Source organism: Bifidobacterium sp. LH_424 (assembly GCF_056356895.1).
In genome coordinates this window covers 43,160-68,037 of sequence record NZ_JBKEVC010000006.1, presented here as the reverse complement: position 1 = coordinate 68,037, position 24,878 = coordinate 43,160, and the positions used below count along the sequence as shown (strand labels likewise).

The following is a 24,878-nucleotide window of genomic DNA, read 5'->3' as shown; positions in this document are numbered from 1 at the left end:
AGTAACTCCTTATGTCAGGCCGGTTCAGGTGGGCAGTGGCCCGAACATCCGAACCGGTCGGACGGTTGGTCGAATGCGGCTAACGGGTTCTCACTCGTCTTCAGGCGAGAAGAAGGTGCCGCCTTCGAGATTGTTGGCATCGAAGCCACCCAGCGGGGAGGCCTTGAGGGACATGCCCAGAGACTGGAGCTTCTCCTTGACCTCGTCGATGGACTTCATGCCGAAATTGCGGATATCGAGCAGATCCTGCTCAGTGTGGGAGACCAGCTCGCCGATGGTGTGGATACCCTCGCGCTTCAGGCAGTTGTAGCTGCGCTGGGTGAGGTTGAGATCCTCGATCGGCACGGCGAGTTCGGGGTTGGACTCCTCCGCCACCGGGGCGGGGCCGACCTCGACGCCTTCGGCCTGGGTGTTGAGCTCACGGCACAGGCCGAACAGCTCCACCAGGGTGGAACCGGCGGAAGCCACCGCGTCGCGCGGGGAGATGGCCGGCTTGGTCTCCACGTCCAGGATGAGCTTATCGAAGTCCGTGCGCTGTTCCACACGGGTCGCCTCGACCTTGTAGCTCACCTTGAGCACCGGGGAGTAGATGGAATCGACCGGGATGCGACCGATTTCGTCATTGTCCTGCTTGTTCATCGCAGCCGGCACGTAGCCACGGCCACGCTCGACGGTGAACTCGATCTCGAGCTCGCCGTCCTCCGCGAGGGTGGCGATGTGCATGGTCGGGTTCGCGATGGTCACGCCCGCTGGCGGGGTGATGTCACCGGCGGTGACCTCGCCCTTGCCGCTCTTGCGCAGGTACATCACGACGGGCTCGTCATACTCGCTGGTGAGCACGATGCCCTTGATGTTGAGCAGGATCTCAGTCACGTCCTCCTGGACGCCCGGCAGCGTGGTGAACTCATGCAGGGCACCGGAGATACGCACCGAAGTCACAGCGGCTCCCGGAATCGAGCTCAGCAGGGTGCGGCGCAGCGAGTTGCCAAGCGTGTAGCCGAAGCCCGGTTCGAGCGGCTCGATGGTGAAGCGGGAGCGCTGGGGGTTCAGCGATTCCTCGGTAAGAGTCGGACGCTGTGCAATAAGCACTGTGGTATCCTTTCAGCTTTTGGCCGGTGGTGCACTCACCGGGCCAACAGCGGGTTGGATGAATATTGTCTAGTAGTGCTCAGACGCGACGACGCTTCGGAGGACGAACGCCGTTGTGCGCTTGCGGGGTGACGTCGGTGATGGAACCGACCTCGAGACCAGCGGACTGCAGGGAACGGATGGCGGTCTCACGACCGGAACCCGGGCCCTTCACGAACACATCGACCTTCTTGACGCCGTGCTCCATCGCCTTGCGGGCGGCGGACTCGGCGGCCATGCCGGCAGCGTACGGCGTGGACTTACGGGAGCCCTTGAAGCCGACGTCGCCACCGGACGCCCAGGACACAACCGCGCCGGACGGATCGGTGATCGAGATGATCGTGTTGTTGAAAGTGGACTTGATGTGAGCCTGGCCCACCGGGATCGACTTGCGATCGCGGCGACGAGCGGGCTTACGAGCGGCTTGCTTAGGCGCTGCCATTGACCCTCGTTTCCTAGTAACGAACTTGTTTGCTTGGGGTTGCGGCTCGGGCGATGGGTGTCACCCCGTGGCCCGTGCCAATGCCACCTATTACTTGGTGGCCTTCTTCTTTCCGGCGACCGTGCGCTTCGGGCCCTTGCGGGTGCGGGCGTTGGTCTTGGTGCGCTGGCCGCGCACAGGAAGTCCCCTGCGGTGACGCTGGCCCTGGTAGCAGTTGATCTGAATCTTGCGACGGATGTCCGCGTCGATTTCACGGCGCAGATCGCCCTCGATCTTGTAGTTGGCCTCGAGGTAGTCACGCAGCGTGATCAGCTGCTCGTCGGTGAGATCCTTGACGCGGATGTCCGGGTTGATACCGGTCGCGGCAAGCGTTTCCTTCGCACGAGTGCGGCCCACACCGAAGATGTAGGTGAGGGCGATCTCGATGCGCTTCTCATTGGGGATGTCGACTCCGGCAAGACGTGCCATTGCGATTCCTTCTGGTTGACGTAGGTCTTGCACCCACTCGTCCGGCTGTCCGGCACGGGCCTACGTACCCGTGGTTCAGTGTCGTTCCCTTGCGGGAAGCACTGTGAGTGAGCGCCTGATTTTCAATTGTGCCGCTGGAGAATCTGCTCTCAGCCCTGACGCTGCTTGTGGCGGGGGTTGGTGCAGATCACCATGACGCGGCCGTGACGACGGATCACGCGGCAGTTCTCGCAGATCCTCTTCACACTAGGGCTGACCTTCATGGTTATCCTTTGCTTGTACCTTACTTGTAACGGTACGTAATGCGACCGCGGTTGAGATCGTACGGGCTCATCTCGAGCACGACGCGGTCCTGCGGGAGGATGCGGATGTAGTTCTTCCGCATCTTGCCGGAGATGGTGGCCAGCACGATGTGCTTGTTTTCGAGTTCAACGCGGAACATCGCGTTGGGCAGCGCTTCGACCACCCGACCTTCGACTTCAATCACACCGTCTTTTGCCATGAGCTCCCGGCTTCCGTTTCGTTGGTTGCATTACATTGACGTATCCGAAGACACACCAATCTACTAGGATAGCGAAGAGCCGGACGAAATCGACACTCGGCGTGTCATTTCGTCCGGCTCTTCGGTCGTGTGGTATACGTGCGCTATGCCGCTACGCTCAGCGGGCGTCGAGCGCGGCGACGATGTTCTTCTGGATCTCGTCGATCTCGCCGACGCCGTCGATGGCGACCAGCTGGCCACGGGACTTGTAGGTGTCCAGCAGCGGGGCGGTCTCCTTCGCGTAGGTGGCGAGGCGCTTGGCGATGGCCTCCGGGTTGTCGTCAGTGCGGCCCTGCTCCTCGGCGCGCTTGGCGATGCGCTGCATCAGCACGTCGTGGTCGGCGTCGAGCGCGACCACCGCGTCGAGCGGAGTGCCGAGCTCGGCGAGGATGGCGTCGAGCGCCTCGACCTGGGAGGCGTTGCGCGGGTAGCCGTCGAGGATCCAGCCGTTCTTGGCGTCGTCCTGGGCGAGGCGGTCCTTGACGATCGAGTTGGTCAGCTCGTCCGGCACGAGTTCGCCCTTGTCGGTGTACTCGATGACCTTGAGGCCCAGCTCGGTCTTGCCCTTGATGTTGGCGCGGAAGATGTCGCCGGTGGAGATGGCGGGGATGCCGTAGTGCTCGGCGAGCAGCGCGGCCTGGGTGCCCTTGCCGACGCCCTGCGGGCCCATGATGAGAAGACGCATGTCGTTGCTCCTTGTCTTGTTGGCTCAGTTTTCCTTGTGGTCGATGTCCTCGAGCAGGAATCCGGCGTACTGGAACTGCTCGGTCTGGGCCTTGGCCTGGCGCAGGGTGTCGAGGCCGACGCCCGCGATGATCAGGATCGTCGTGCCGCCGAACGGCAGCTGCGTGTTGAGGCCGAGGGCCATGATGAGGACGGTCGGGATGAGCGCGACGAACAGCAGATAGACGGCACCCACCGTGTTGAGTCGGTTCATCACGTAGCTCAGGTAGCGGCTGGTCGCGTTGCCGGCGCGGATGCCGGGGATGAAGCCGCCGTACTGCTTCATGTTGTCGGCGGTCTCGTCCGGGTTGAACGTGATCTCCGTGTAGAAGAAGCAGAAGAACACAATCATCAGCGCGTACAGCGCGATGTACCACACGCTGGTGGTGTTCGCCAGGTTGGCGTTGATCCACTTGACCCAGCTCTGGTCGGTCTTGCCGAACTGCGCGATGAGCGTCGGGATGGCGAGGATCGAGGAGGCGAAGATCGGCGGGATGACGCCGGACATGTTGATCTTGAGCGGCAGGTAGGTGGAGGAGCCGCCGTACATCTTGCGGCCGATCATGCGGCGCGTGTACTGCACGGGGATGCGGCGCTGGCACAGCTCGACGAAGTCGACGAAGATGAGGATGACGACGAGGACGGACACGACGATGCCGAACTTGGTCCAGTCGCCGTCGGTGCCGTTGGTGCCCCAGCCGATCTCCCACAGCTGCGGCAGGAAGCCGGAGCAGATGGACATGAAGATGAGGACAGACATGCCCTGGCCGATGCCCTTGTCGGTGATGAGCTCGGCCATCCACATGATCAGGCCGGTGCCGCCGGTCATGATGAGGACCATCACCACGAGGTTCCACACCGAACCGTCGGGGATGACCTGGGAGCAGGCGTAGTTGAACAGCGCGCCGGAGCGGGCGGTGACGAGGATCGTGGTGGACTGCAGCACGGCCAGACCGATGGTGAGGTATCGGGTGTACTGCGTCAGCTTCGCCTCGCCGGACTGGCCCTCCTTGTGCAGGGCCTCGAAGCGCGGGATGACGACGCGCAGCAGCTGCACGACGATGGACGCGGTGATGTACGGCATGACGCCCAGCGCGAAGATCGACAGCTGCAGCATGGCGCCGCCGGAGAACAGGTTCACCAGTCCGATGAAGTTCTCCTGGCTGCCCTGCAGGGGCGCCACGCACTTCTGCACGACGGTGTAGTCCACGCCCGGGGTCGGGATGAACGAACCGATGCGGTAGATGATGATGATGAACAGGACGAAGAGGATCTTCTTCCTCAGCTCCTTCGTCTTCAGGGCCTGAATTAACGTCCTCACCTGAAATCCTCCCATGCGCCCAAGGCGCTACAGCTATGCTCATGTGTTCGTGTTTTGAACGCTAACGCACGAGCATATCGTATCGTGCCTACTTAGCGCTAACAATGCGTCGGAATCGCGGGGAAAAACACGGGGAAAATCACGGGCCCCGACGCGGGTAGAAGTCGTCGGAAACGACATGACCCCCTCGCTCACGAGGGGCGAGAGGGTCATGTTCGTGAAGTTATCTCACCGAAGTGAGTGATCCGCGAAGGCGAATCAGGCTTCGATGCTGCCGCCGGCGGCCTCGATCTTGGCCTTGGCGGAGGCGGAGGCCTTCACGCCCTTGAGCGTGAACGCGACGGAGACGTCACCGTCGCCCAGGACCTTCACCGGAGCGTTGCCGCGAACGGCGCCCTTGGCGACCAGGTTCTCGACGGACACCTCGCCGCCCTCCGGGAAGAGCTCGACGAGACGCGCGATGTTGACGACCTGGTACTCGACCTTGAACGGGTTCTTGAAGCCACGGAGCTTCGGCAGGCGCATGTACAGCGGGAGCTGGCCACCTTCGAAGCCAGGACGCACGTTGGTGCGCTTGGTCTGGCCCTTGGCGCCACGGCCCGCGGTCTTGCCCTTGGAGCCCTCACCGCGGCCGACGCGGGTCTTCGCCTTGTTGGCGCCCGGAGCCGGCTTCAGGTCGTGCATCTGCAGGATTTCGTTGTCTGCCATAATCAGTCGACCTCCTCGACGGTGACCAGGTGGCGAACGACGTTCACCAGACCGCGGTTGGCCGGGATGTCCGGACGGACAACGGTCTTGCCGATCTTGTTCAGACCCAGGGTCTTCGCGGCGGCGCGCTGCTTCGGCGTGCGGTTCACGAGACCGTGGTGGAGCGTGATCTTCAGGTTAGCCATCTATCACTCACCATCCTTCGCTTCGGCGGCCTTGGCGGCCTGAGCCTCTTCACGGGCCTTGCGGGCCTCGGCGATGCCGGCGGCGCGGGCGCGCAGCAGGGCATCGGGGGCGACCTCGTTCAGGGCGAGACCACGACGGGCGGCGATCTCCTCCGGCTCCTCAAGCTGCTTGAGGGCGGCGACGGTCGCGCGGACCATGTTGATCGCGGTCGGGGAGCCCATGGACTTGGTCAGCACGTCGGTGATGCCGGCGCACTCCATGACGGCGCGCACCGGGCCACCGGCGATAACGCCGGTACCGGGGGCGGCCGGACGCAGCAGGACGGTGCCCGCGGCGTCGTGACCGATCACCGGGTGGGTGACGGTGCCGCGGACGCGCGGCACGGTGAACATGTGCTTCTTGGCGTCCAGCTGGCCCTTGGCGATGGCCGCCGGGACCTCACGGGACTTGCCGTAGCCGACACCCACGGTGCCGTTGCCGTCGCCGACCACCACGAGGGCGGCGAAGCTGAACGTACGGCCACCCTTGTGGGTCTTGGACACGCGGTTGATGGTCACGACGCGATCGAGGAGCTCATCGCCCTTGTTCTCTTCGCGACGGTTGCGACGCTCACCGCGACGGCCTTCGCCGCGACGACCGCCACGGCGGCCGCCACGACGCTCGTCGTTGGCGTTGGCGTTGTTCTCGTCAGCCGGGGCAGCCTGAGTGTTCTGAGTTTCTTCAGCCACTTGGGTTTCCTTCATTTCTTCGCTCACAGTGCCAGACCTCCCTCACGGGCGCCATCGGCGACGGCGGCGACACGGCCGGTGTACTTGTGACCACCACGGTCGAAGACGACGGACTCGATGCCGGCGGCCTTGGCCTTCTCGGCGATGAGCTCGCCGACCTTCTTGGCGGCCTCGACCTTGGTGCCTTCGAAGCCGGCGAAGTCAGCGGTCAGGGTGGAGGCGGAGACCAGGGTGATGCCCTTGGTATCGTCCACGACCTGGGCGACCATGTGGCGGTTGGAACGGGTGACCACCAGGCGCGGACGCTCGGCGGTGCCGGAGATACGCTTGCGGATGCGGGCGTGACGACGCTTGAGCGCGGCCTTCTTGCCCTTGCCGAAAATAGTGACGCTCATATCACTTACCAGCCTTTCCAGCCTTGCGCAGAATATGCTCGCCGGCATACTTGATGCCCTTGCCCTTGTAGGGTTCCGGAGCGCGCAGCTTGCGGATGTTGGCGGCCACCTGACCGACCATCTGCTTGTCGGTGCCCTCGACGACGACGTGCGTCGCGTCGGTCACCTTGAGCGTGATGCCTTCCGGCGGGTTGACGGTGATCGTGTGGGAGTAGCCGAGGAAGAACTCGATGCCCTTGCCCTTGGCGACGGCGCGGTAACCGGTGCCGACGATCTCCAGGGTCTTGGAGTAGCCGTCGTGCACGCCCTTGACCATGCCGGCCATGATGGAGCGGGCCAGACCGTGCTTGGCACGGGTCGGACGCAGGTCGTCGGCCGGGGTGACGATGATCTCGTTGCCCTCGACGGCCGCGGTGATGCCTTCCGGCAGGACGTAGGAGTCGGTGCCCTTCGCGCCCTTGGCCTCGAAGTTCTGACCGTCGATCTTGACCTCAACGCCAGCGGGAATGGCGATGGGGAGCTTACCAATATGCGATGCCATGTGTCAGCTCTCCTTTCTCACCACACGTAGGCGACGATCTCGCCACCGATGCCTCGATCGAGGCATTCCTTCTGGGTCAGCAGTCCCGACGAAGTCGAGATGATCGCGATGCCGAGGCCACCGAGCGGCATCGGCAGGGAGTCGGACTTCGCGTAGCGACGCAGGCCCGGCTTGGAGATGCGCTTGATGCCCTGGATGGAACGCTCGCCGTTCGGACCGTACTTGAGGGTGACCTCAAGGGTCTGACCGACCTTGGCTTCCTTGGCGGTGTAGTCCTTGATGAAGCCTTCGCGCTTCAGGATCTCCGCGATGTTCTTCTTGAACTTGGAGTACGGCATATCCACGGTCTCGTGCTTCGCCGCGCTCGCGTTACGCAGACGCGTGAGCATGTCTGCGATCGGATCTGTCATTGTCATGTGGGCTTATGCCCTTTCTCGCCGTGGTTTCCGCCGCCGGCTCCCCTGGGGCTCCAGGAGAGCTAGGGCCGCGGACCTTCAGCGTCGATGTTTACCAACTGGACTTCGTAACGCCGGGCAGCTCGCCGCGGTGGGCCTTCTCGCGAAGGCAGATGCGGCACAGGCCGAACTTGCGGTACACGGAATGGGGACGACCGCAGACCTGGCAACGCGTGTAGGCGCGCACCTTGAACTTCGGCTTGCCGGCCGCCTTGTTCTTAAGAGCGGTTTTTGCCATATCAGTTCTCCTTGAAGGGGAAGCCGAGGTGCTTGAGCAGCGCGTAGGCTTCCTTGTCGTCCTTGGTGCTGGTCACCACGGTGATGTCCATGCCACGCTGGTGGTCGATGGAATCCGGATCGATCTCGTGGAACATGGACTGCTCGGTGAGACCGAAGTTGTAGTTGCCCTGGCCGTCGAACTGGTGGCCGTTGATGCCACGGAAGTCGCGGATGCGCGGCAGAGCCATCGTCAGCAGACGATCGAGGAACTCCCACATGCGGTCGCCACGCAGGGTGACGTACGCGCCGATGGCCTGGCCCTCACGCAGGTGGAACTGCGCGACGGACTTCTTGGCCTTGGTGATCTTCGGCTTCTGGCCGGTGATCAGGGTGAGGTCCTTGACGGCGCCCTCGATGAGCTTGGAGTCGCGAGCGGCGGCACCGACACCCATGGAGACGACGACCTTCTGGATGCGAGCGACCTGCATCGGGTTGGAGTACTTGAACTCCTTCTCGAGCTCCGGGATGATCTGCTCGTTGTACTGCACCTTCAAGCGCGGGGTGGCCGGCGCTTCGACGGTAGTGGTGTCGGTCATGCCAGCTCCTTTCCGGACTTCTTGGCGACGCGCACGCGCACGGTCTTCACCTTGCCGTCACGCGCCTCTTCCTTCACGATGACGCCCACGCGGGTCGGCTTGCCGGTCTCCGGGTCGATGACCATCACGTTGGAGCGATGGATCGGCGCCTCGACGGAGACGATGCCGGCCTGCTGGCCCTGCTGGGTGGCGCGGACGTGCTTCTTGACGATCTGAACGCCCTCGACGATCAGACGGTCGTTCGGCAGCACGCGAAGGACCTTGCCCTCCTTGCCGCGATCCTTGCCGCGGATGACCTTCACCTGGTCGCCGCTCTTGATCTTGGCTACCATGTCAGATCACCTCCGGGGCGAGGGACACGATGCGCATGAACTTCTTGTCGCGAAGCTCACGGGCGATCGGTCCGAAGATACGAGTGCCCTTCGGTTCACGGCCGGAGCCGAGAATCACCGCGGCGTTCTCGTCGAACTTGATGTAGGAGCCGTCGACACGACGGTGCTCCTTGACGGTACGGACGACGACGGCCTTGACCACGTCACCCTTCTTGACCGATCCGCCAGGGATCGCGTCCTTGACCGAGGCGACGATGACGTCGCCCAGGCCGGCATAGCGTCGCTTCGAGCCACCGAGCACGCGGATGGCAAGGATTTCCTTGGCACCCGTGTTGTCGGCGACATGAAGCCGCGTTTCCTGCTGAATCATTGATTCTCCTTAGCCGAGCTGGTTCTCCCCGCACACCGGGCGCGGCGGATAGACGCACAGAACATCTATCTAACCGCGCCCGGTGGACGGCGAGCCTTGCCGAACTTATTTTTTTACTTGGCGCGCTCGATGATCGACTCGAGACGCCAACGCTTGGTCTTGCTCAGAGGACGAGTCTCCATGATACTCACGAGGTCGCCAATGTGCGCCTCGTTGTGTTCGTCATGGGCCTTGACCTTCTTGGTGGTGCGGACGACCTTGCCGTACAGCGGGTGGGTCTTGCGGTTCTCGAGCTCCACGGTGATCGTCTTGTCCATCTTATCGGACACGACGTAACCGCGGCGAACCTTGCGGAAGTTGCGCTCCTGCTGCTCTTCAGCCATGATCACTGCTCCTTAGCTTCGTCGGCCGGCTCGGAGGTGATGCCAAGCTCGCGTTCGCGCAGCACGGTGTACATGCGGGCGATGTCGTGCTTGACGGCCTTGAGGCGGGCCGTGTTCTCGAGCTGACCGGTGGCGGACTGGAAGCGCAGGTTGAACAGCTCTTCCTTGGACTTCTTCAGGAAGCCCTCGATCTCCGCGTTGGTCTTCTCGTTGAGATTCTTGATGGAGTATTCTTCGGTTCCGACTGCCATATCAGATGTCACCGCCTTCACGAGCAATCACACGGCACTTCATGGGGAGCTTGTCGATGGCACGACGCAGGGCTTCCTTGGCGACGTCCTCGGAGACACCACCGATCTCGAACATCACGCGACCAGGGTGGATGTTGGCGATCCAGAACTCCGGAGTACCCTTACCGGAACCCATTCGGGCGCCGAGCGGGTGCTTGGTCAGCGGACGATCCGGGAAGATCGTGATCCACACGCGGCCACCACGCTTGATGTAGCGGGTCATGGCGATACGCGCGGCCTCGATCTGGCGGTTGGTCACGTAAGCCGGGGCCAGCGCCTGGATGCCGTAATCACCGAAGTTGATCTCGTTGCCGCCCTTGGACATGCCGGAGCGGACGGGACGGTGCTGCTTGCGGTACTTGGTCCTCTTTGGGATAAGCATTCTTGCTCACTCCTTCGTTTCCGTGGCAGCGGGGGCCGCGGCGGCCTCGGCCTTGGGGGCCTCGGCGTTGCGAGCGGCACCGGCGTTGCGGTTGCCACGGCGCGGACGGCGATCGCCGCGACGGCCGGGACGGTTGTTCTGCTGGGCCTGCTGCTCTTCGAACTCACGTTCGGTCATGTCGCCCTTGTAGATCCAGACCTTGACGCCGATGCGGCCGTAGGTCGTCTTGGCCTCGAAGAAGCCGTAGTCGATCAGGGCGCGGAGGGTCTGCAGCGGGACGCGACCCTCGCGGTAGAACTCGGAACGGCTCATTTCGGCACCGCCGAGACGGCCGGAGAGCTTGATGCGGATACCCTTGGCACCGGCGCGCATGGCGTCCTGCTGGGCCTTGCGCATCGCGCGGCGGAAGGTGACGCGGTTGGTCAGCTGCTCCGCGATGCCCTGAGCGACGAGCTGGGCGTCCAGCGCGGCGTTCTTGACCTCGAAGATGTTGAGCTGGACCTGCTTGCCGGTCAGCTTCTCGAGCTTGGCGCGGACCTTCTCGGCCTCGGCGCCGCGGCGGCCGATCACGATGCCCGGACGGGCGGTGTGGATGTCGACGCGGACGCGGTCACGGGTGCGCTCGATGACGATCTTGCTCACGCCGGCGCGCTCGAGGTCCTTGTTCATCTCCTTGCGGATCTTGTCATCCTCAAGGACGAAGTCGCTGTAGCGCTCGCCGGCCTTGTTGGAATCGGAGAACCACTTGGAGCGGTGGTTTTCAGTGACGCCCAGGCGGTAGCCAAAGGGATTGATCTTCTGACCCATCTTTAGCGGTTTCCTTCCTTGTTGGCGACGACGACCGTGATGTGGGAGGTGCGCTTGTTGATACGAGCGGCACGGCCCTGGGCACGAGCGCGGAAACGCTTGAGCGTCACGCCCTCGTCCACGTAGGTCGCCTTGACGACCAGGTCGTTCTCACGGAACGGCTCGCCGGCCTTGTCGGCCTTGACGCGCGCGTTGGCGATGGCGCTCTCGAGGACCTTGCGAACCGGGATGGACGCGTCCTGCGGAGCGAACTTGAGGATGGTGAGGGCTTCGGTCGCCTGCTTGCCTCGGATGAGGTCGACCATGCGGCGAGCCTTGCGCGGCGTCACGCGGACGTGACGGGCGATTGCTTTAGCTTCCATAAGTCATTCTCTCCTTTAGCGGCGGGCCTTCTTGTCGTCCTTCACGTGACCCTTGAAGGTCTTCGTGGGGGCGAACTCACCCAGCTTGTGGCCGACCATGGCCTCGGTGACGAACACCGGGACGTGCTTGCGACCATCGTGGACAGCGAACGTGTGTCCGATGAAATCGGGGGTGATCATCGAACGGCGGGACCACGTCTTGATGACGTTCTTGGTGCCCTTCTCGTTCTGCTCGTCGACCTTCTTCTGCAAGTGGGCGTCGACGAAGGGGCCCTTCTTGATGCTACGAGTCATCGCTTCGAATCTTCCTTACTTGCGGTTCTTGCCGGACGGACGGCGACGGACAATCATCTTGTTCGAAGCCTTCTTCGGACGACGGGTACGAACCTCGCCCTTGCCCCACGGGGAGACCGGCGGCTTGCCGCCGCGGGTACGACCGCCGTGCGGGTGGTCGACCGGGTTCATGGACTCACCACGGGTGATCGGGCGCTTGCCCATCCAACGGGCGCGGCCGGCCTTGCCGAGCTGGACGTTCGCGTGGTCCTCGTTGCCGACCTCGCCGACGGTCGCACGGCAGCGGGCGTCGACGTTGCGGATCTCGCCGGACGGCATACGCAGCTGGGCGTAGGCACCGTCCTTCGCCACGAGCTGGACCGAGGTGCCGGCGGAACGGGCGATCTTGGCGCCGCCGAGCGGCTTGAGCTCGATGGCGTGGATGACCGTACCGGTCGGGATGTTCTTCAGCGGCAGGTTGTTGCCCGGCTTGATGTCGGCCTGGGCGCCGGTCTCGATGACGTCACCCTGCTTGATGCCCTTCGGCGCGATGATGTAGCGCTTCTCGCCGTCGGCGTAGTGCAGGAGGGCGATGCGGGCGGAGCGGTTCGGGTCGTACTCGATGTGAGCGACCTTGGCCGGCACGCCGTCCTTGTCCCAGCGACGGAAGTCGATGAGACGGTACTGGCGCTTGTGGCCGCCGCCACGGTGGCGGGACGTGATACGGCCGTAGGAGTTACGACCGCCGGTCTTGGAGAGCGGACGAACGAGCGACTTCTCAGGCGTGGAACGCGTGATCTCGGAGAAGTCCGAGACGGAGGCGTTGCGGCGGCCGGCGCTCGTCGGCTTGTAAACGCGGATAGCCATAATGTAGTTCTTCCTTTAACTTTTCTCGGCTAACCTTCAGTTACCGAAGATGTCGATGGTCTGGCCCTCGGCGACGGACACGATCGCGCGCTTCTGGGAAACGCGGCGACCGAAGCCGGTGCGGGTGCGAGTGCGCTTGCCCTCACGGTTGAGGGTGTTGACCTTCGTCACCTTGACATTGAAGATCTGTTCGATAGCCTGCTTGATCTGCACCTTGTTCGCGTTCGGGGCCACCACGAAGGTGTACTGGCCACGATCGGAGGCGGCGTAGCTCTTCTCGGACACGACGGGCTTGATGATGATGTCGTGAGCCGGCTTGTGAATAGCGACCATGGAAATCAGGCCTCCTTCTTGGTCTTCGCCGCCACGAAGGCCTCGAGGGCCTCCTTGGTGAAGACGACGTACTGCGCGGTCACCACGTCGTACGTGTTGAGCTGATCGACGAAGATCGGGTGGACATACGGAAGGTTGCGCACGGAGAGCCACTCGTTGACCTGGTCACGGGTCAGCGCGATGGTGGCGAACTTCTCACCGATGACCGGGTTCAGGGCGGCGATGGCGGCCTTGGTGGACGGCTTCTCGGAGACGCCGAAGTCGACGACGGCCACGCGACCGGCGTTGGCGCGGTCGGAGAGCACGTACTTGAGGGCGGCGGCCTTCATCTTCTTGGGGGTGCGCTGGGAGTAGTCACGCGGCTGCGGGCCGAACACGACGCCGCCGTGGTACCACTGCGGGGCGCGGATGGAGCCCTGGCGGGCACGACCGGTGCCCTTCTGCTTCCACGGCTTCTTACCGCCGCCGGAGACGTTGGCGCGGGTCTTGGTCGCGTGGGTGCCGGCACGACGGGCGGCGAGCTGCGCGATGACGACCTGGTGGATCAGCGGGATGCGGGACTGGACCTCTTCGGCGGAGAAGCCGAAGAGCTCGGCCGGGGCCTCGACGGTGCCGGCGGCCTGGCCCTGCGGGTCGGTGACGTTCAGAGTAACGTTAGCCATGGCTTATCAGGCTCCCTTCACGGCGGAGCGAACGAGAACGATGCCGCCCTTCGGGCCCGGGATGGCGCCCTTGATGGCGAGGATGCCGTTCTCGACATCCGCGGAGACGACGGTCAGGTTCTGCACGGTGGAGGTCACATGACCCATGCGGCCAGCCATGCGCTTGCCCTTGAGAATGCGGCTCGGAGTCGCGCACGCGCCGACGGAACCGGGGCGACGCTCGTTCTTGTGGGAGCCGTGGGTACGGCGGTAGGACTTGAAGCCCCAACGCTTGATGGTGCCGGCGAAGCCCTTGCCCTTGGTGGTGCCGGTCACGTCGACCTCAGCGCCCTCGGCGAAGACGTCGGCGTTGAGCTCCTGGCCCACCTCGTACTCGGTGGCGTTGTCCTCGCGCACCTCGACGAGGTGACGGCGCGGGGTCACACCGGCCTTGGCGAAGTGGCCGGCGAGCGGCTTGGTGACCTTCGTCGGGTCGATCTGGCCGTAGCCGAGCTGGACGGCGGTGTAGCCGTCGGTCTCCGGGGTCTTGATGGCGGTGACGACGTTGGTGGAGACGTCCACCAGCGTGACGGGCACGAAGAAGCCGTTCTCGTCCCACACCTGCGACATGCCGAGCTTCTTGCCCAGCAGCGCCTTGCGATCCTTATGTTGCGACATAGCGGTTCCCTCCTCCCTTACAGCTTGATCTCGATGTTGACGTCCGCAGGCAGATCGATGTGCATCAGGGAATCCACGGCCTTCGGGGTCGGGTCCACGATGTCGATGAGGCGCTTGTGCGTGCGCATCTCGAAGTGCTCGCGAGAATCCTTGTACTTATGAGGAGAACGGATAACACAGAAAACGTTCTTCTCGGTCGGCAGCGGAACGGGGCCAACAACAGTTGCGCCCGCGTTCGTCACCGTTTCGACGATCTTCTTCGCCGATTGGTCGATGACCTCGTGGTCATAGGACTTAAGCCTGATGCGGATTTTCTGTCCCGCCATTGCCGTCCGCCCTTTCTAGCGATTCGTGTACTGGTTTCCAGCCTGCTTCTTCAGGGCACCGGCGCGCATGGCCTCCCTTGGACATACGTCCTCTGGCGGTCATCCGACATCAGTGCACGGCACCACGAATCGCACTGCGATCCGCCGGCCCGTGCTCGCTTTGTTATTTCCAATGTGCGAGCCCAAATCAGGCAACTTGAGTATCTAATCACCGGCCTTGGACGAGCGCGCCCCCGCGACACGCCGTCACCGTATAAGGCAGGCTCATGCCGTCGTCACCGCCAGCACGGCGACGAAGATCAGCAGGGTGGAGACCATCTCGACCATGCCGGCGACGACCGGCTTCACCCGTCGGCGCGAACCGATCCATGGCAGCGCGACCGCGCGCGCCAGCAGCCAGACCGCGGCGAGCTGCGCCCACAGAAACCGCGCGTGCATCCACGCGCCGGGTCCGAGTCCTGCCGCCGCGGACCACACCCACCAGGTCACGCCCGCGAACAGTGCCGCATGCCATGCGATCGATGCGACGAGGTACGCGCGGCTCCCCCGCTCGCGGATCATCGTCTTGACGAACAGCACCGAGCCGAACTGCGTCACCGCGAACACGGCCGACATCATCACCGCCGTGGACGGCATCATCGCGTGCAACGGATCATGCGCCCCATACGAGGCGACGACCGTGGCCATCAGCGACGAGGCGAGCACAGCCACCGCGTTGCCCCACAGGCTGCGTTCGCGTCGTAGCCATGCGGCAAGGAACGAGAGCGCGGCCAGCACCATATATAAGGGAGCCCAGCGCAGTATGCCCGGGTTGACGATGATGAATGGAATCCCGAACACGGCCAGCGCCGCCCCATACCCCGCCACGGGCATCCGGTACCGCCGCGCGAACCGGGATTTGAGCCACCGCGCCGCGACGAACTGCACGCAGTAGCACAGCGCCCACAGCACCACCAGCCACACGGAATCCCGGGTCGGACCGCCTGCGACAAGCCCGGCCGCCGCGGGCGCGAGCACCATCACCCACGCTCCCGGCTGGTCGGGAATCCAATCCCGCACGCCCGTGGCGCGGGACTTTGCGGGAGAGCCGACGGGAGATTTCACAGGAGCCTTCACCGGCTTGGGCGCATCACTCATATACCCAGATTAAAGGAACAAACCACAACCTCGGAAGACACGTCACCCTCCACTGGTCTCCTCCTCGCCCTAATCCCCAGCTCAAACCCCCGATTCCATAGATTTACAGCGCCAAATACCCGGAATACACCCCCTGTTTCGGGTGTTTGACGCTGTAAATCCGCGATAACGGGTATATCGGCCCTGTTCTCACGGCGGGGTTCGGTTTGCGGTGCTAACAGCGCTAACAGTGCTAACGGTGCAGGCGGTTCAGGGCGCGGCGGGCCACGTCGTGCGAGGAGCCCGCGCCGTTGCCGCGCACGCCGAAGGCGACGAGCAGCACCATGACGAAGCACAGCGAGGCGGAGATGCGCAGCGCCCACTGGATGCCGGCGATGTTCGCGAGCGTCGCGGACATGCCGCCCGCATGGTACATGGCGGTGAACGTCTCCATCAGGATCACGAGGATCGGCGCGCCCATCGCGCCCGCCACCTGACGGGCCGTGTTCGTCACGGCCGAGCCGGCGGAGATACCGGAGGGCTCGAGGCAGTTGAGCGACCACGTGGTGATCGGCATCAGCAGCGACCCCATGCCGATCTGACGCACGAACTGGCAGATCGACACCCACCAGATCCACGTGTCGGACGAGATGAGGCTCATGCCGATCGTGCCGACGGTGAGCATGATCGCGCCGAACAGGGCGACGGGCCGCGCGCCGAAGCGGTCGAGCGCCTTGCCGCCGAACAGCTGGGAGATGCACTGGCCGATCGCGCCGGGCAGCATGATGAGGCCGCTCATCGTCGCGGAGTAGCCACGGTCGTTCTGGATGTAGAGCGGCATGATCACCAGAATCGAACTGAACGCGAAGAACGCGAGCGACGCGGTGATCGTGCCCACGGTGAACGAACGGTTCCTCAGCACGCCCAGATCAAGCAGCGCCGGCTCGGGCCTCTCCCCGCGCGCGACGCCCTCGCGGTAACGGCGAGAACGGCGCACCTGACGCGCGACGAACCAGATGATGCCGACCACGCCGACGAGCATCGACGCCCACACCATCGGATGCGTGAACGGATAGTTCTCGATGTTCGTGAATCCGAACATCAGTCCGCCGAACCCGAACACGGACAGGGCGACGGAGAAGAAGTCGGCGCGCGCGGTCGCGTCGTTCTCGCCGAAATCATGCAGCCACAGCACGGCGGCGACGAGCGAGAGCGCACCGATCACCGTGAGCGTGAGGAAGATGGAACGCCATCCGTTCGCGTCGGTCTGGAGGCCGCCGAGCGTCGGACCGATGGCGGGGGCGACGCTCATCGCGATGCCCACGGTGCCCATCGCGGCGCCGCGGCGCGACAGCGGGAAGATCGAGAACACGGTGATCTGCAGGACCGGCCACATCACGCCGGTGCCGACGGCCTGCAGCACGCGGCCGGCGAGCAGGACGAGGAACGTGGGCGCGAGCCACGCGCACACGGAACCGAGCGTGAACACGATCATCGACGTGATGACGATCTGGCGCGTGGAGAAGCGGCGCGTGAGGAACGCGGTAAGCGGCACCATCACGCCCATCACGAGCTGGAACACGGACGTGAGCCACTGTCCGGTGGTCACGTTGATGCGGAATTCGTCGACGATCGACGGCAACGCGGCGGACAGCTGGAGCTGCGTGAAGTTGCCGACGAACGTGATGAACGTGAGGATGGCGAGCGAGACGAACGCCGTGTGCGTCAGATGCCCGTCAACGTATGATTCCTCGCGCGTGAGCGTGCGCTTCGATCCCAGCTTCGTCACCATATGCCGCATACTTCTTCCCGTGCGATTCCCGAGGGGATTCGGCCGCCCTCGACCACGATGCGGCTCCCCCAAAGCACGCGAATACGCTATACCCAGCCGTGCCCAATCCACACGCAATCATGCTGTGAGCGAGGTCACGGCGGCGGATGCGGGAATCCGCGACATCTTCCTTGCCTCTCCGGAAGCGGTCATTTATATTACGGAATCGTGAGCGAACTGAAGGGCAAATCGATCGAACCGATCCACGATCACCGCGCGAACGTGCTCTACCAGCACGGCACGCTCGCATTGCTCGTGCCAGGTCTGCTGGAAGGCACCACGACGATGGGCGAACTGCTCACCCACGGCGACACGGGCATCGGCACCGGCGAAGGGCTCGACGGCGAGATCATCGTGCTTGACGGGCGCGCGTGGAAGGTGGGCCGCACCGGCGAGGTGGAGGCCGTGCCCGACGATCTGACGCTGCCGTTCGCGAACATGCACCGGGCCGCGTTCCAATACCAGTGCGAACGCAGCGACATCGGCCTGGAGGAGCTCAACCGGCGCATCGTCGAGGCGAACGGACGCGCGAACACGTTCTTCGCCGTCATCGTGCGCGGCACGTTCAGCTTCATCAAGACGCGCGCCGTCATCAAACAGCAGGCGCCATACCCGACGCTCGAAGAGGTCGCGGACCGGCAGGCGATCTTCCTCGGCCACGACGTGCGCGGCACGATGCTCGGCTACTTCTCCCCCGTCATGTTCCACGGCGCGGCCGTCGCCGGATTCCACGAGCATTTCCTCGCCGACGACCACTCAATCGGCGGCCATGTGCTCGACGCGGTGCTCGAGCGCGGCGAAATCCTCAGTCAGGTGTTCGACACGATGGTCACGCACCTGCCCGTCGACAATCCCGACTACCGCAATCACGACTTCACCCGCGACAACATCGCCGAGGCGATCACCAACGCGGAAGGCGACGTGAAGGCGGACTGAACCGGACCGGCCGGCGCGTGCGCGTCCGCGGCGTCGCGGCACGCGCGCCGGCGGAACGTCGCGCCGGAACCGGCGTCCCGCTCGTGACCGGCCTAGCGTATACTGTCTGCGATTCGACCGCAACCGCGAGACAGAGGACGAGAGAGATGAGCGACAACGAAGCCGGAACGACGGCGGAAGCGCGCGCCGACGCCATGACGGCGACGGCGACCGACGCACCGGCCACCACCCCGCCGGACGACCCGACCACCGGCACCGAGCAACACACGAGGCACGCGCTGCACACGAACCTCAAGCGCGGCATGGAGGCGCGGCATCTGCAGATGATCTCGCTGGGCGGCGTGATCGGCACTGGTCTGTTCCTGAGCTCCGGCTACACGATCCAGCAGGCGGGACCGATCGGCACGATTCTCGCCTACGCGATCGGCGCGGTCATCGTGTACCTGGTGATGCTCACGCTCGGCGAACTGTCCGTGGCGATGCCGGTGACCGGCTCGTTCCACGTGTACGCGGAGAAGTTCATCGGACCGGGCACCGGCTTCGTGATCGCCATCCAGTACTGGCTCACGTGGACGGTGGCGCTCGGCTCCGAGTTCACGGCGGCCGGCCTGCTCATGCAGCGGTGGTTCCCGCACACGCCCACATGGATATGGTCGGCGGCGTGCATCGCACTGATCTTCACGCTGAACGCCCTATCCGTGCGGTTCTTCGCCGAGGCGGAGTTCTGGTTCGCCTCGATCAAGGTGTTCGCGATCTGCGCGTTCATCCTGATCGGCACGCTCACGATCTTCGGCATCATCCCGATGAAGGGGTACACACACGCGCCGATGTTCGACAACCTGTTCAAGGACGGCGTCTTCCCGAACGGCTTCATGCCCGTGTTCGCGACGATCCTCACCGTGAACTTCGCGTTCTCCGGCACCGAGCTGATCGGCGTGACCGCCGGCGAGACGCGCGACCCGGAGAAGGCGGTGCCGAAGGCGATCCACACGACGCTGTGGCGCCTGGTCCTGTTCTTCATCGGCTCGATCGTCGTGATGAGCGCGCTCATCCCGTGGCGTCAGGCGGGCGTGGGCGAAAGCCCGTTCGTGCTCGTGCTCAACTCGGTGGGCATCCCGTATGCGGCGGACATCATGAACTTCGTCGTGCTCACGGCCGTGCTCTCCGCCTCGAACTCCGGCCTGTACGCCTCGACGCGCATGGTGTGGTCGATGGGCCATGAGGGCATGATCCCGCGCTGGTTCGCGAAGACGAACCGCCGCGGCGTGCCGATGCTCGCCCTGTGCGCGGCGATGGCCGGCGGCCTGCTCGCGCTGCTCTCCTCGGTGGTGGCGGCCTCCACCGTGTACCTCGTGCTCGTGGCCCTGTCCGGCCTGTCGGCCGTGGTGGTGTGGATCGCGATCGCGTACTGCCAGATCGTGTTCCGCCGCCGCTGGGTCGCCTCCGGGCATACGGCCGCCGAGCTCAAGTACGCGACGCCCGGCTACCCGTGGACCTCGTGGGGTGCGTTCATCCTGTGCACCGCCTCGTTCCTGCTCGTGTTCTTCGACAAGGAGCAGCGGTTCGCGCTCGTGGCCGAGCTGCTGTTCATCGTCGTGTGCTATGCCGCGTACTTCGTGCAGAAGTGGTGGCGCGACAAGCATCCGGCGGCCGAGGTGCAGCTGCCGTAAAGCCGTGGATAACCGCGGATAGCCGTGGATAACGGGCCGCGGCCCTGGAAGCCGTCGCGATTGCGACGGCTTCTGCGTTGGAAGGGGTACATTCCGGTTCCGCGGGACGCGTATCTGGCTTGTGAGGGGTACCTTTCCACGGATATTCCGGGTATGGGCCGCGCCATTGCATGCCGGCAACCGGGAATATCGCGTTGCAGGCACCCCTCGCAACGCAGATAAGTGTCGGCTCGGGAGAGGCGGTACCCTCCAAAGCGATATGACCCTCCGTTTGCCGTACAGGGGCCGTATAGTGAAAGCGTGAACGGCTCTGCGAAGGTTCCAGGTGCTCCGGCGACCGCGACGGCGGCCGCCCCGGTGAAAAGCGGGCGGATCGCCGCCTGCGCGTTCGGCGTGGCCATGCTGCGCGTGTTCTGGTGGACGACGCTGGTCGCCGGCATCGCGTTGGCGGCGTCTCTTGTGACGATGTTGACGGCCTCATGGCCGGTCCCTTGGGTTCCCGACTGCTGGACGACGTGGCTCGCCGCGTTGGGTGGCGTCGTGGTGGTCGAATCGGTGGTCTTCTGGATCGGCATCGTCACCGTGTATCTCACGTCGGTGCAACTGGGGTTGAGGATTCGTGTGATCGGCATCCTGTGCGGCTGGATTCCGATCGCGAATCTCGTCGCGTTGCACCATATCATCCGCACCGTGGCGGAGGAGGTGCGCTTCGAATCGGCGAAGGAGCGGCTGGACCGGGCGCGCGCCGGCGCACGCGTGTGCGCGACGCGCTACCCGGTCCTGTTCGTGCACGGCGTCTTCTTCCGTGACACGAAGGCGCTCAACTATTGGGGTCGTGTGCCGGCGGAGCTGGAGCGCAACGGCGCGGTCGTCTATTACGGCGAGCATCAGTCGGCGGCGTCCGTGGCGGACAGCGCGCGCGAACTGACCGAACGCATCCGGCGGATCGTCGAAACGACCGGATGCGGGAAGGTGAACGTGATCGCCCATTCGAAGGGCGGATTGGACATGCGCTACGCGATTGCGCGATGCGGTGCCGGGCGGTGGGTGGCGTCGCTGACGACGATCAACACGCCGCATCGCGGCTGCGGGTTCGCGGACTACCTGCTGACGAACATCCCGATGGCGGTGCAGCGGCGCGTCGAGGCGGCGTACAACGCGGCCGCCTCGCATCTGGGCGACAAGAAGCCCGACTTCATGGCCGCGGTGCACGACCTCACGCAGGCGGGCTGCGCGCGACTCAACGCGGAGATCGGCGATGCGGTGCTGCTGGAGGAGGGAGCGCGTGCGGCGGCGGGCGGCATGGCCGGCACGACCGGCACGGTGACGGTACCGGGCGGCGGAGCGGCGGAGCGCACGGCGGGTGCGGCGGGGCTCGGACCGTTCGCTGGTATCCTGTGCCGCAGTGTCGGGTCACGGCTCGCGCATGCGACGACCGGCAAGTTCCCGCTGAACTTCACGTACCCGCTGGTGAAGTGGTTCGACGGGCCGAACGATGGACTGGTCGCGCGGCCGTCGTTCCCGTGGGGCGAGAGCTTCACCTGGCTGGAACCGAACGGCGTGCGCGGTATCTCCCACGCGGACATGATCGACCTGAACCGCGAGAACATCCCCGGCTTCGACGTGCGCGAGTTCTACGTGGGACTGGTCGCCGATCTGAAGCGCCGCGGGCTATGAGAGGCGAGCGAATACGCAAAAGGCCACCGCTTGTGGCGGTGGCCTTGGTGGTGGGCGATGTAGGAATCGAACCTACGACCCCTTCGGTGTGAACGAAGTGCGCTAGCCGCTGCGCCAATCGCCCATATCGCGCGTCGATGCCGCTCGTCCGAGCGAAACCGGCGTTTCGACGAAAAAACCGGCGGACGCCGGTTCCTTCTTCGAGTGGAGCTAAGGGGATTCGAACCCCTGACCCTCTCCATGCCATGGAGATGCGCTACCAGCTGCGCCATAGCCCCGTGTTCTGTTATGCACGCGTCTGCCGAAGCAGTCACGTTCGTGGGCGATACAAGATTCGAACTTGTGACCCCTTCCGTGTCAGGGAAGTGCGCTACCTCTGCGCCAACCGCCCGGGTCGTCTTCAGACCGAATCGCTCCGGCCTTCCGAGAGCGGACAACGGGACTCGAACCCGCGGTCTCAACCTTGGCAAGGTTGCGCTTTACCAACTAAGCTATGTCCGCAGTTGTTTGCTGCTCCGTGAAGCAACGAGTGAATAACATACGCGAGTTTCCACCATCATGCAAATCGAGACGCCCCATCGGCGTGTCGCGCGCGATTCCTGGAGCTTCGCAGCACGTCTCCGTCATCGCGAAAACCGCACGAAATCGCCGATAATGACGCATGGGCGCCGCCTGAAGCGCGACTAGACTGAGTGACTGAACGCGATGGAACGCAACCGGACGCAACCGGGCGCAACCGGAGACCGCCGAACGACCGAACGACCGGGCGGGCGCGGGCGGCGGCATCACGGCATCGCACGACATCGCACGGGAATCGTGCCACACACGCACGGAAGGAGACGCCCATGGGCAACGTGTTCGACTATGTGACCGGCGAACGACGCCCGCTCACCGATCCGGACGCGCCGTTCAACGAGGTCGACGCGCTCGTGTTCGCCTCGCTCTCCTACGAGGACGTGGCGCGGCTCTCCCCCACGCTCGCGCTCGACGAGACCAAGGGCGGCGCCCGCGGCGGCTCGTTCGCGGCCCGGCTGCGCGCGTTCGAGCCGCGCCACCCGTGGCTGTGGGTCAAGGGGTTGGTGCGCGAGCCGTTCGAATCGGTCACGCTCGCCGAGGCGGAACAGGCGCTGCATCGCGAGCTCACGGGTGCGGCCGACGGCGGCGGCGACATTGGCAACAGCAGCGACAGTGCCAAAGACGGCGACGATACGGACGCTACAGACGGCGATACCGGTCATACCGGCGATACGGACGGTACGGCCGGCGCGGCCGACACAGGCAAGCCGGACGCGCAGATGGTCGGTCTGACCGACCCGAACGAGACGCACGACTTCTTCGCCGCCGTGGCCGCCTCGCCGCGGTTCGCGGCGACGCGGCTCGGCGCGGTGGCCGAACACGTGAATCCGGGCGAGCAGACGCAGTTCGCGGCGATGACGTTCATGCTGCCGGACGGCCGGGATTGGCGCGGCCGGCCGCGCGTCAAGAATCCGACGCGCGGCGGCACGCTGGTCATCGCCTTCCGCGGCACCGACGATTCGCTCATCGGGTGGAAGGAGGACTTCAACATGGCCTTCCAATACCCGGTGCCGGCGCAGCGGGCGGCGAGCGCCTACCTCGACATGGTGGCGCGGCTGTGGCGCGGACCGATCGTGCTCACCGGACATTCGAAGGGCGGCAATCTGGCGGTGTACGCGGCGATGAACGCGGATGAGGAGGTGCGTCGGCGCATCCGTCACGTGTATTCGTTGGATGGTCCGGGATTCCCGCCGAACGTGGTCACGTCGCGGCAGTATCTGGATATCCAGCCGAAGGTGACGAAGATCGTACCGAGTTCGTCGATCGTGGGGCAGATCTTTGAGACGCCGGAGCCATGCCGCGTGGTCACGTCGGATTCGGACGGAATCATGCAGCATTTCTCGTTCTCCTGGCAGGTGGAGGGCGACCGGTTCGTGACGGAGCCGGATCTTGCATCGAGTTCGCAGCTGTTCAACCAGTCGTTGAACGCGTGGATGGCCGGGTTGACGGTGGAGCAGCGCGAGCGCGCGGTGGATGCGCTGTTCGCGGTGCTGCATGCGAACGGCGCGACGACGTTCTCCGAGGTGATGGCCGGGTTCCCGGGGTCGATTCCGGCGATGATCGCGTCGATGCTGGGCCTGCCGGCGCAGGACCGGCGTCATCTGCTGGAGGCGGTGGCGATCCTGGTGCGCGCGACGATGGCGCGGCAGTCCGGCGGACAGTCCGCGCGGCAGTCCGGGAACCAGCCCAAGGAACAGCCCACGGAACAGCCCGCATAGCGCAGCGCTCGCCCCATGTCCTCTTATTGGTTATACTGTCTAGACAGATTGTCTAGATTGTTGACGGGAGGGACCATGTCACGACCACGCAGGGACTCGAACATCCCACCGGCCAAGGAGCGCATGGAGAACGCGTTCTGGGGGCTGCTCGCCGACCGCGAGTACCGCCGCATCACCGTCACCGACATCGTGCACCGCGCGCAGGTGAACCGCAATTCGTTCTACTATCATTTCTCCGGACTGTCGGAACTCGCCGACGCGGCGATCCTCGCCGAAGTGCAGACCTCGCCGCTCATCCAGGAGGCGCCCGATCCGGACGCCGACCCGCAGGAGCAGTGGCGCAAACGCGTCACGCATTTCATGCATTCGCCGCGCGAACAGCAGCGTCTCGACCGTCTCGCCCTGCTCGCCGGGCCGCACAGCTCCCCCGAACTCGTCGAATCGCTGCATGATTTCGCGCGATTGTCACTGATGCAGACGCTCGACCTCGACGCGGACCATCTGGACCTCAAGACCGACCTGCTGCTCGACTTCACGGCCGGCGGCCTGCTGTCGATTCTCAAACGCTGGCCGGAGCTGCGCCAAAGCGTCTCGATGGACGACCTGCTCAACGAGGACGTGGCCGTGCTCGCGATGGGCATCTACCTGTCCATGTCCAAGGAGAACATGCTCGCCTACTGGAACCGCATCTACAACAAGTAGGAGGGCGACGGCACCCCCTCAGACGGGCTTCGCCCGCCAGCTCCCTCTGAAGGGGGCGCAAGAGGTTGGACATGCGCCAGCCGGTTCCGCGCCCCCTGAAGGGGGAGCTGGACGCCGTAGGCGGACTGAGGGGGTGTGCGGTTTCTCACAGAGGGGA

34 protein-coding genes, 4 tRNA genes and 1 pseudogene are annotated in these 24,878 nt (G+C 64.6%); 5 read left to right on the top strand and 34 right to left on the bottom strand.

Annotated elements, in window-relative coordinates; genetic code table 11:
* Positions 1 to 90: 90 nt before the first annotated feature.
* The 30 genes from AC1AYP_RS06540 to AC1AYP_RS06395 all read right to left on the bottom strand — a co-directional run bounded on the left by AC1AYP_RS06540 (position 91) and on the right by AC1AYP_RS06395 (position 17,412).
* The gene (locus tag AC1AYP_RS06540; protein WP_476502901.1) at positions 91 to 1,089 is read right to left on the bottom strand and encodes a DNA-directed RNA polymerase subunit alpha; all 999 of its coding nucleotides are present in this window, start codon (positions 1,087 to 1,089) and stop codon (positions 91 to 93) included.
* 79 nt (positions 1,090 to 1,168) lie between these two features.
* Positions 1,169 to 1,570 (bottom strand): 30S ribosomal protein S11, encoded by a 402-nt coding sequence (gene rpsK / locus AC1AYP_RS06535; RefSeq protein ID WP_034527262.1) that lies wholly within the window; start codon positions 1,568 to 1,570, stop codon positions 1,169 to 1,171.
* Positions 1,571 to 1,660: 90 nt separating this feature from the next.
* Positions 1,661 to 2,038 (bottom strand): 30S ribosomal protein S13, encoded by a 378-nt coding sequence (gene rpsM / locus AC1AYP_RS06530; protein ID WP_034527264.1) that lies wholly within the window; start codon positions 2,036 to 2,038, stop codon positions 1,661 to 1,663.
* A gap of 149 nt (positions 2,039 to 2,187) precedes the next feature.
* Entirely contained in the window at positions 2,188 to 2,301 is a 114-nt protein-coding gene (gene rpmJ / locus AC1AYP_RS06525; protein WP_003814578.1) for a 50S ribosomal protein L36, read from the bottom strand.
* Positions 2,302 to 2,321: 20 nt separating this feature from the next.
* Positions 2,322 to 2,540 carry a translation initiation factor IF-1 gene (infA, locus tag AC1AYP_RS06520; RefSeq protein ID WP_004268611.1) on the bottom strand — a complete coding sequence of 73 codons (219 nt, stop codon included), beginning with the start codon at positions 2,538 to 2,540 and terminating at the stop codon, positions 2,322 to 2,324.
* 157 nt (positions 2,541 to 2,697) lie between these two features.
* The gene (locus AC1AYP_RS06515) at positions 2,698 to 3,264 is read right to left on the bottom strand and encodes an adenylate kinase (protein ID WP_034527267.1); all 567 of its coding nucleotides are present in this window, start codon (positions 3,262 to 3,264) and stop codon (positions 2,698 to 2,700) included.
* A gap of 24 nt (positions 3,265 to 3,288) precedes the next feature.
* Positions 3,289 to 4,623: a preprotein translocase subunit SecY gene (secY, locus tag AC1AYP_RS06510; RefSeq protein WP_476502903.1), complete on the bottom strand. Its 1,335-nt coding sequence runs from the start codon at positions 4,621 to 4,623 to the stop codon at positions 3,289 to 3,291.
* A gap of 258 nt (positions 4,624 to 4,881) precedes the next feature.
* A complete protein-coding gene (gene rplO / locus AC1AYP_RS06505) occupies positions 4,882 to 5,331 on the bottom strand; it encodes a 50S ribosomal protein L15 (protein ID WP_476547192.1) in 450 nt (149 codons plus the stop codon).
* 2 nt (positions 5,332 to 5,333) lie between these two features.
* A complete protein-coding gene (gene rpmD, locus AC1AYP_RS06500; RefSeq protein ID WP_034527270.1) occupies positions 5,334 to 5,516 on the bottom strand; it encodes a 50S ribosomal protein L30 in 183 nt (60 codons plus the stop codon).
* 3 nt (positions 5,517 to 5,519) lie between these two features.
* A complete protein-coding gene (gene rpsE, locus AC1AYP_RS06495) occupies positions 5,520 to 6,272 on the bottom strand; it encodes a 30S ribosomal protein S5 (RefSeq protein ID WP_084686093.1) in 753 nt (250 codons plus the stop codon).
* Positions 6,269 to 6,640 carry a 50S ribosomal protein L18 gene (gene rplR / locus AC1AYP_RS06490; protein ID WP_034527275.1) on the bottom strand — a complete coding sequence of 124 codons (372 nt, stop codon included), beginning with the start codon at positions 6,638 to 6,640 and terminating at the stop codon, positions 6,269 to 6,271. The genes rpsE and rplR overlap by 4 nt, the downstream gene beginning before the upstream one ends.
* Before the next feature lies 1 nt (position 6,641).
* A complete protein-coding gene (rplF, locus tag AC1AYP_RS06485) occupies positions 6,642 to 7,181 on the bottom strand; it encodes a 50S ribosomal protein L6 (RefSeq protein WP_034527278.1) in 540 nt (179 codons plus the stop codon).
* 17 nt (positions 7,182 to 7,198) lie between these two features.
* Positions 7,199 to 7,597, bottom strand: a complete 399-nt coding sequence (gene rpsH / locus AC1AYP_RS06480; protein ID WP_034527281.1) for a 30S ribosomal protein S8 — start codon at positions 7,595 to 7,597, stop codon at positions 7,199 to 7,201.
* Between the two features lie 91 nt (positions 7,598 to 7,688).
* Positions 7,689 to 7,874, bottom strand: coding sequence for a type Z 30S ribosomal protein S14 (locus AC1AYP_RS06475; RefSeq protein ID WP_003814530.1), 186 nt, complete (start codon positions 7,872 to 7,874; stop codon positions 7,689 to 7,691).
* Position 7,875: 1 nt separating this feature from the next.
* Positions 7,876 to 8,451, bottom strand: a complete 576-nt coding sequence (rplE, locus tag AC1AYP_RS06470; protein WP_034527283.1) for a 50S ribosomal protein L5 — start codon at positions 8,449 to 8,451, stop codon at positions 7,876 to 7,878.
* Entirely contained in the window at positions 8,448 to 8,783 is a 336-nt protein-coding gene (gene rplX / locus AC1AYP_RS06465; RefSeq protein ID WP_034527286.1) for a 50S ribosomal protein L24, read from the bottom strand. The genes rplE and rplX overlap by 4 nt, the downstream gene beginning before the upstream one ends.
* 1 nt (position 8,784) lies before the next feature.
* A complete protein-coding gene (rplN, locus tag AC1AYP_RS06460) occupies positions 8,785 to 9,153 on the bottom strand; it encodes a 50S ribosomal protein L14 (RefSeq protein ID WP_034527288.1) in 369 nt (122 codons plus the stop codon).
* A 113-nt stretch (positions 9,154 to 9,266) separates the two neighbouring features.
* On the bottom strand, positions 9,267 to 9,536 hold the full coding sequence (rpsQ, locus tag AC1AYP_RS06455; protein ID WP_034527291.1) for a 30S ribosomal protein S17: 270 nt from the start codon (positions 9,534 to 9,536) through the stop codon (positions 9,267 to 9,269).
* A 2-nt stretch (positions 9,537 to 9,538) separates the two neighbouring features.
* The gene (rpmC, locus tag AC1AYP_RS06450) at positions 9,539 to 9,787 is read right to left on the bottom strand and encodes a 50S ribosomal protein L29 (protein WP_034527294.1); all 249 of its coding nucleotides are present in this window, start codon (positions 9,785 to 9,787) and stop codon (positions 9,539 to 9,541) included.
* A gap of 1 nt (position 9,788) precedes the next feature.
* A complete protein-coding gene (rplP, locus tag AC1AYP_RS06445) occupies positions 9,789 to 10,208 on the bottom strand; it encodes a 50S ribosomal protein L16 (RefSeq protein WP_055428030.1) in 420 nt (139 codons plus the stop codon).
* A 6-nt stretch (positions 10,209 to 10,214) separates the two neighbouring features.
* Positions 10,215 to 11,015 carry a 30S ribosomal protein S3 gene (gene rpsC / locus AC1AYP_RS06440; RefSeq protein WP_034527300.1) on the bottom strand — a complete coding sequence of 267 codons (801 nt, stop codon included), beginning with the start codon at positions 11,013 to 11,015 and terminating at the stop codon, positions 10,215 to 10,217.
* Positions 11,016 to 11,017: 2 nt separating this feature from the next.
* Positions 11,018 to 11,377, bottom strand: a complete 360-nt coding sequence (rplV, locus tag AC1AYP_RS06435) for a 50S ribosomal protein L22 (protein ID WP_101622003.1) — start codon at positions 11,375 to 11,377, stop codon at positions 11,018 to 11,020.
* Positions 11,378 to 11,392: 15 nt separating this feature from the next.
* Positions 11,393 to 11,671, bottom strand: a complete 279-nt coding sequence (rpsS, locus tag AC1AYP_RS06430) for a 30S ribosomal protein S19 (protein ID WP_003814508.1) — start codon at positions 11,669 to 11,671, stop codon at positions 11,393 to 11,395.
* Between the two features lie 15 nt (positions 11,672 to 11,686).
* A complete protein-coding gene (gene rplB, locus AC1AYP_RS06425; RefSeq protein WP_034527305.1) occupies positions 11,687 to 12,517 on the bottom strand; it encodes a 50S ribosomal protein L2 in 831 nt (276 codons plus the stop codon).
* A 36-nt stretch (positions 12,518 to 12,553) separates the two neighbouring features.
* Entirely contained in the window at positions 12,554 to 12,850 is a 297-nt protein-coding gene (gene rplW / locus AC1AYP_RS06420; RefSeq protein ID WP_476532349.1) for a 50S ribosomal protein L23, read from the bottom strand.
* 5 nt (positions 12,851 to 12,855) lie between these two features.
* Positions 12,856 to 13,512 carry a 50S ribosomal protein L4 gene (gene rplD, locus AC1AYP_RS06415; RefSeq protein WP_101622002.1) on the bottom strand — a complete coding sequence of 219 codons (657 nt, stop codon included), beginning with the start codon at positions 13,510 to 13,512 and terminating at the stop codon, positions 12,856 to 12,858.
* Positions 13,513 to 13,518: 6 nt separating this feature from the next.
* A complete protein-coding gene (gene rplC, locus AC1AYP_RS06410) occupies positions 13,519 to 14,169 on the bottom strand; it encodes a 50S ribosomal protein L3 (protein WP_034527320.1) in 651 nt (216 codons plus the stop codon).
* A 17-nt stretch (positions 14,170 to 14,186) separates the two neighbouring features.
* Positions 14,187 to 14,495 carry a 30S ribosomal protein S10 gene (rpsJ, locus tag AC1AYP_RS06405; protein ID WP_003827292.1) on the bottom strand — a complete coding sequence of 103 codons (309 nt, stop codon included), beginning with the start codon at positions 14,493 to 14,495 and terminating at the stop codon, positions 14,187 to 14,189.
* A 264-nt stretch (positions 14,496 to 14,759) separates the two neighbouring features.
* Positions 14,760 to 15,599, bottom strand: a complete 840-nt coding sequence (locus AC1AYP_RS06400; RefSeq protein WP_476547189.1) for a YwiC-like family protein — start codon at positions 15,597 to 15,599, stop codon at positions 14,760 to 14,762.
* 265 nt (positions 15,600 to 15,864) lie between these two features.
* Positions 15,865 to 17,412 (bottom strand): MDR family MFS transporter, encoded by a 1,548-nt coding sequence (locus AC1AYP_RS06395; protein ID WP_476547188.1) that lies wholly within the window; start codon positions 17,410 to 17,412, stop codon positions 15,865 to 15,867.
* 198 nt (positions 17,413 to 17,610) lie between these two features.
* On the opposite strand from AC1AYP_RS06395, the gene budA reads away from it, so the two are divergent.
* The 3 genes from budA to AC1AYP_RS06380 all read left to right on the top strand — a co-directional run bounded on the left by budA (position 17,611) and on the right by AC1AYP_RS06380 (position 21,725).
* Positions 17,611 to 18,378, top strand: coding sequence for an acetolactate decarboxylase (gene budA, locus AC1AYP_RS06390; RefSeq protein WP_476502912.1), 768 nt, complete (start codon positions 17,611 to 17,613; stop codon positions 18,376 to 18,378).
* 194 nt (positions 18,379 to 18,572) lie between these two features.
* Positions 18,573 to 20,048 carry an amino acid permease gene (locus tag AC1AYP_RS06385; RefSeq protein ID WP_476547209.1) on the top strand — a complete coding sequence of 492 codons (1,476 nt, stop codon included), beginning with the start codon at positions 18,573 to 18,575 and terminating at the stop codon, positions 20,046 to 20,048.
* Positions 20,049 to 20,348: 300 nt separating this feature from the next.
* Positions 20,349 to 21,725: an esterase/lipase family protein gene (locus AC1AYP_RS06380; RefSeq protein WP_476545131.1), complete on the top strand. Its 1,377-nt coding sequence runs from the start codon at positions 20,349 to 20,351 to the stop codon at positions 21,723 to 21,725.
* Positions 21,726 to 21,773: 48 nt separating this feature from the next.
* Here AC1AYP_RS06380 and AC1AYP_RS06375 read toward each other — a convergent pair.
* From AC1AYP_RS06375 to AC1AYP_RS06360, 4 genes are all read right to left on the bottom strand, one after another.
* Positions 21,774 to 21,849, bottom strand: a tRNA-Val gene (locus tag AC1AYP_RS06375).
* An 81-nt stretch (positions 21,850 to 21,930) separates the two neighbouring features.
* A tRNA-Ala gene (locus tag AC1AYP_RS06370) sits at positions 21,931 to 22,003 on the bottom strand.
* Positions 22,004 to 22,044: 41 nt separating this feature from the next.
* Positions 22,045 to 22,116, bottom strand: a tRNA-Val gene (locus tag AC1AYP_RS06365).
* A 37-nt stretch (positions 22,117 to 22,153) separates the two neighbouring features.
* Positions 22,154 to 22,226 (bottom strand) — tRNA-Gly (locus AC1AYP_RS06360).
* A 344-nt stretch (positions 22,227 to 22,570) separates the two neighbouring features.
* On the opposite strand from AC1AYP_RS06360, the pseudogene AC1AYP_RS06355 reads away from it, so the two are divergent.
* Both AC1AYP_RS06355 and AC1AYP_RS06350 read left to right on the top strand, forming a co-directional pair.
* A pseudogene (locus AC1AYP_RS06355) lies at positions 22,571 to 24,062 on the top strand (DUF2974 domain-containing protein).
* A gap of 32 nt (positions 24,063 to 24,094) precedes the next feature.
* Positions 24,095 to 24,721, top strand: coding sequence for a TetR/AcrR family transcriptional regulator (locus tag AC1AYP_RS06350; protein ID WP_476545133.1), 627 nt, complete (start codon positions 24,095 to 24,097; stop codon positions 24,719 to 24,721).
* Positions 24,722 to 24,878 lie beyond the last annotated feature (157 nt).

Excerpts from the sequence above, each read along its gene's own strand:
- rpsH (WP_034527281.1), bottom strand. The coding sequence starts at position 7,597 with ATGACAATGACAGATCCGATCGCAGACATGCTCACGCGTCTGCGTAAC.
- rpmJ (WP_003814578.1), bottom strand. The coding sequence starts at position 2,301 with ATGAAGGTCAGCCCTAGTGTGAAGAGGATCTGCGAGAACTGCCGCGTG.
- rpsC (WP_034527300.1), bottom strand. The coding sequence starts at position 11,015 with ATGGGTCAGAAGATCAATCCCTTTGGCTACCGCCTGGGCGTCACTGAA.
- rplE (WP_034527283.1), bottom strand. The coding sequence starts at position 8,451 with ATGACCGACACCACTACCGTCGAAGCGCCGGCCACCCCGCGCTTGAAG.
- rpsK (WP_034527262.1), bottom strand. The coding sequence starts at position 1,570 with ATGGCAGCGCCTAAGCAAGCCGCTCGTAAGCCCGCTCGTCGCCGCGAT.
- AC1AYP_RS06475 (WP_003814530.1), bottom strand. The coding sequence starts at position 7,874 with ATGGCAAAAACCGCTCTTAAGAACAAGGCGGCCGGCAAGCCGAAGTTC.
- rplN (WP_034527288.1), bottom strand. The coding sequence starts at position 9,153 with ATGATTCAGCAGGAAACGCGGCTTCATGTCGCCGACAACACGGGTGCC.
- AC1AYP_RS06385 (WP_476547209.1), top strand. The coding sequence starts at position 18,573 with ATGACGGCGACGGCGACCGACGCACCGGCCACCACCCCGCCGGACGAC.
- rpmC (WP_034527294.1), bottom strand. The coding sequence starts at position 9,787 with ATGGCAGTCGGAACCGAAGAATACTCCATCAAGAATCTCAACGAGAAG.
- rplP (WP_055428030.1), bottom strand. The coding sequence starts at position 10,208 with ATGCTTATCCCAAAGAGGACCAAGTACCGCAAGCAGCACCGTCCCGTC.
- rplC (WP_034527320.1), bottom strand. The coding sequence starts at position 14,169 with ATGTCGCAACATAAGGATCGCAAGGCGCTGCTGGGCAAGAAGCTCGGC.
- rplB (WP_034527305.1), bottom strand. The coding sequence starts at position 12,517 with ATGGCTATCCGCGTTTACAAGCCGACGAGCGCCGGCCGCCGCAACGCC.
- rplW (WP_476532349.1), bottom strand. The coding sequence starts at position 12,850 with ATGGTCGCTATTCACAAGCCGGCTCACGACATCATCATCAAGCCCGTC.
- AC1AYP_RS06395 (WP_476547188.1), bottom strand. The coding sequence starts at position 17,412 with ATGCGGCATATGGTGACGAAGCTGGGATCGAAGCGCACGCTCACGCGC.
- rpsS (WP_003814508.1), bottom strand. The coding sequence starts at position 11,671 with ATGACTCGTAGCATCAAGAAGGGCCCCTTCGTCGACGCCCACTTGCAG.
- rplR (WP_034527275.1), bottom strand. The coding sequence starts at position 6,640 with ATGAGCGTCACTATTTTCGGCAAGGGCAAGAAGGCCGCGCTCAAGCGT.
- rpmD (WP_034527270.1), bottom strand. The coding sequence starts at position 5,516 with ATGGCTAACCTGAAGATCACGCTCCACCACGGTCTCGTGAACCGCACG.
- rpsJ (WP_003827292.1), bottom strand. The coding sequence starts at position 14,495 with ATGGCGGGACAGAAAATCCGCATCAGGCTTAAGTCCTATGACCACGAG.
- rpsM (WP_034527264.1), bottom strand. The coding sequence starts at position 2,038 with ATGGCACGTCTTGCCGGAGTCGACATCCCCAATGAGAAGCGCATCGAG.
- rplD (WP_101622002.1), bottom strand. The coding sequence starts at position 13,512 with ATGGCTAACGTTACTCTGAACGTCACCGACCCGCAGGGCCAGGCCGCC.
- rplO (WP_476547192.1), bottom strand. The coding sequence starts at position 5,331 with ATGGCAGACAACGAAATCCTGCAGATGCACGACCTGAAGCCGGCTCCG.
- AC1AYP_RS06515 (WP_034527267.1), bottom strand. The coding sequence starts at position 3,264 with ATGCGTCTTCTCATCATGGGCCCGCAGGGCGTCGGCAAGGGCACCCAG.
- rplX (WP_034527286.1), bottom strand. The coding sequence starts at position 8,783 with ATGGTAGCCAAGATCAAGAGCGGCGACCAGGTGAAGGTCATCCGCGGC.
- rpsQ (WP_034527291.1), bottom strand. The coding sequence starts at position 9,536 with ATGGCTGAAGAGCAGCAGGAGCGCAACTTCCGCAAGGTTCGCCGCGGT.
- rplV (WP_101622003.1), bottom strand. The coding sequence starts at position 11,377 with ATGGAAGCTAAAGCAATCGCCCGTCACGTCCGCGTGACGCCGCGCAAG.
- infA (WP_004268611.1), bottom strand. The coding sequence starts at position 2,540 with ATGGCAAAAGACGGTGTGATTGAAGTCGAAGGTCGGGTGGTCGAAGCG.
- rplF (WP_034527278.1), bottom strand. The coding sequence starts at position 7,181 with ATGGCATCGCATATTGGTAAGCTCCCCATCGCCATTCCCGCTGGCGTT.
- AC1AYP_RS06350 (WP_476545133.1), top strand. The coding sequence starts at position 24,095 with ATGTCACGACCACGCAGGGACTCGAACATCCCACCGGCCAAGGAGCGC.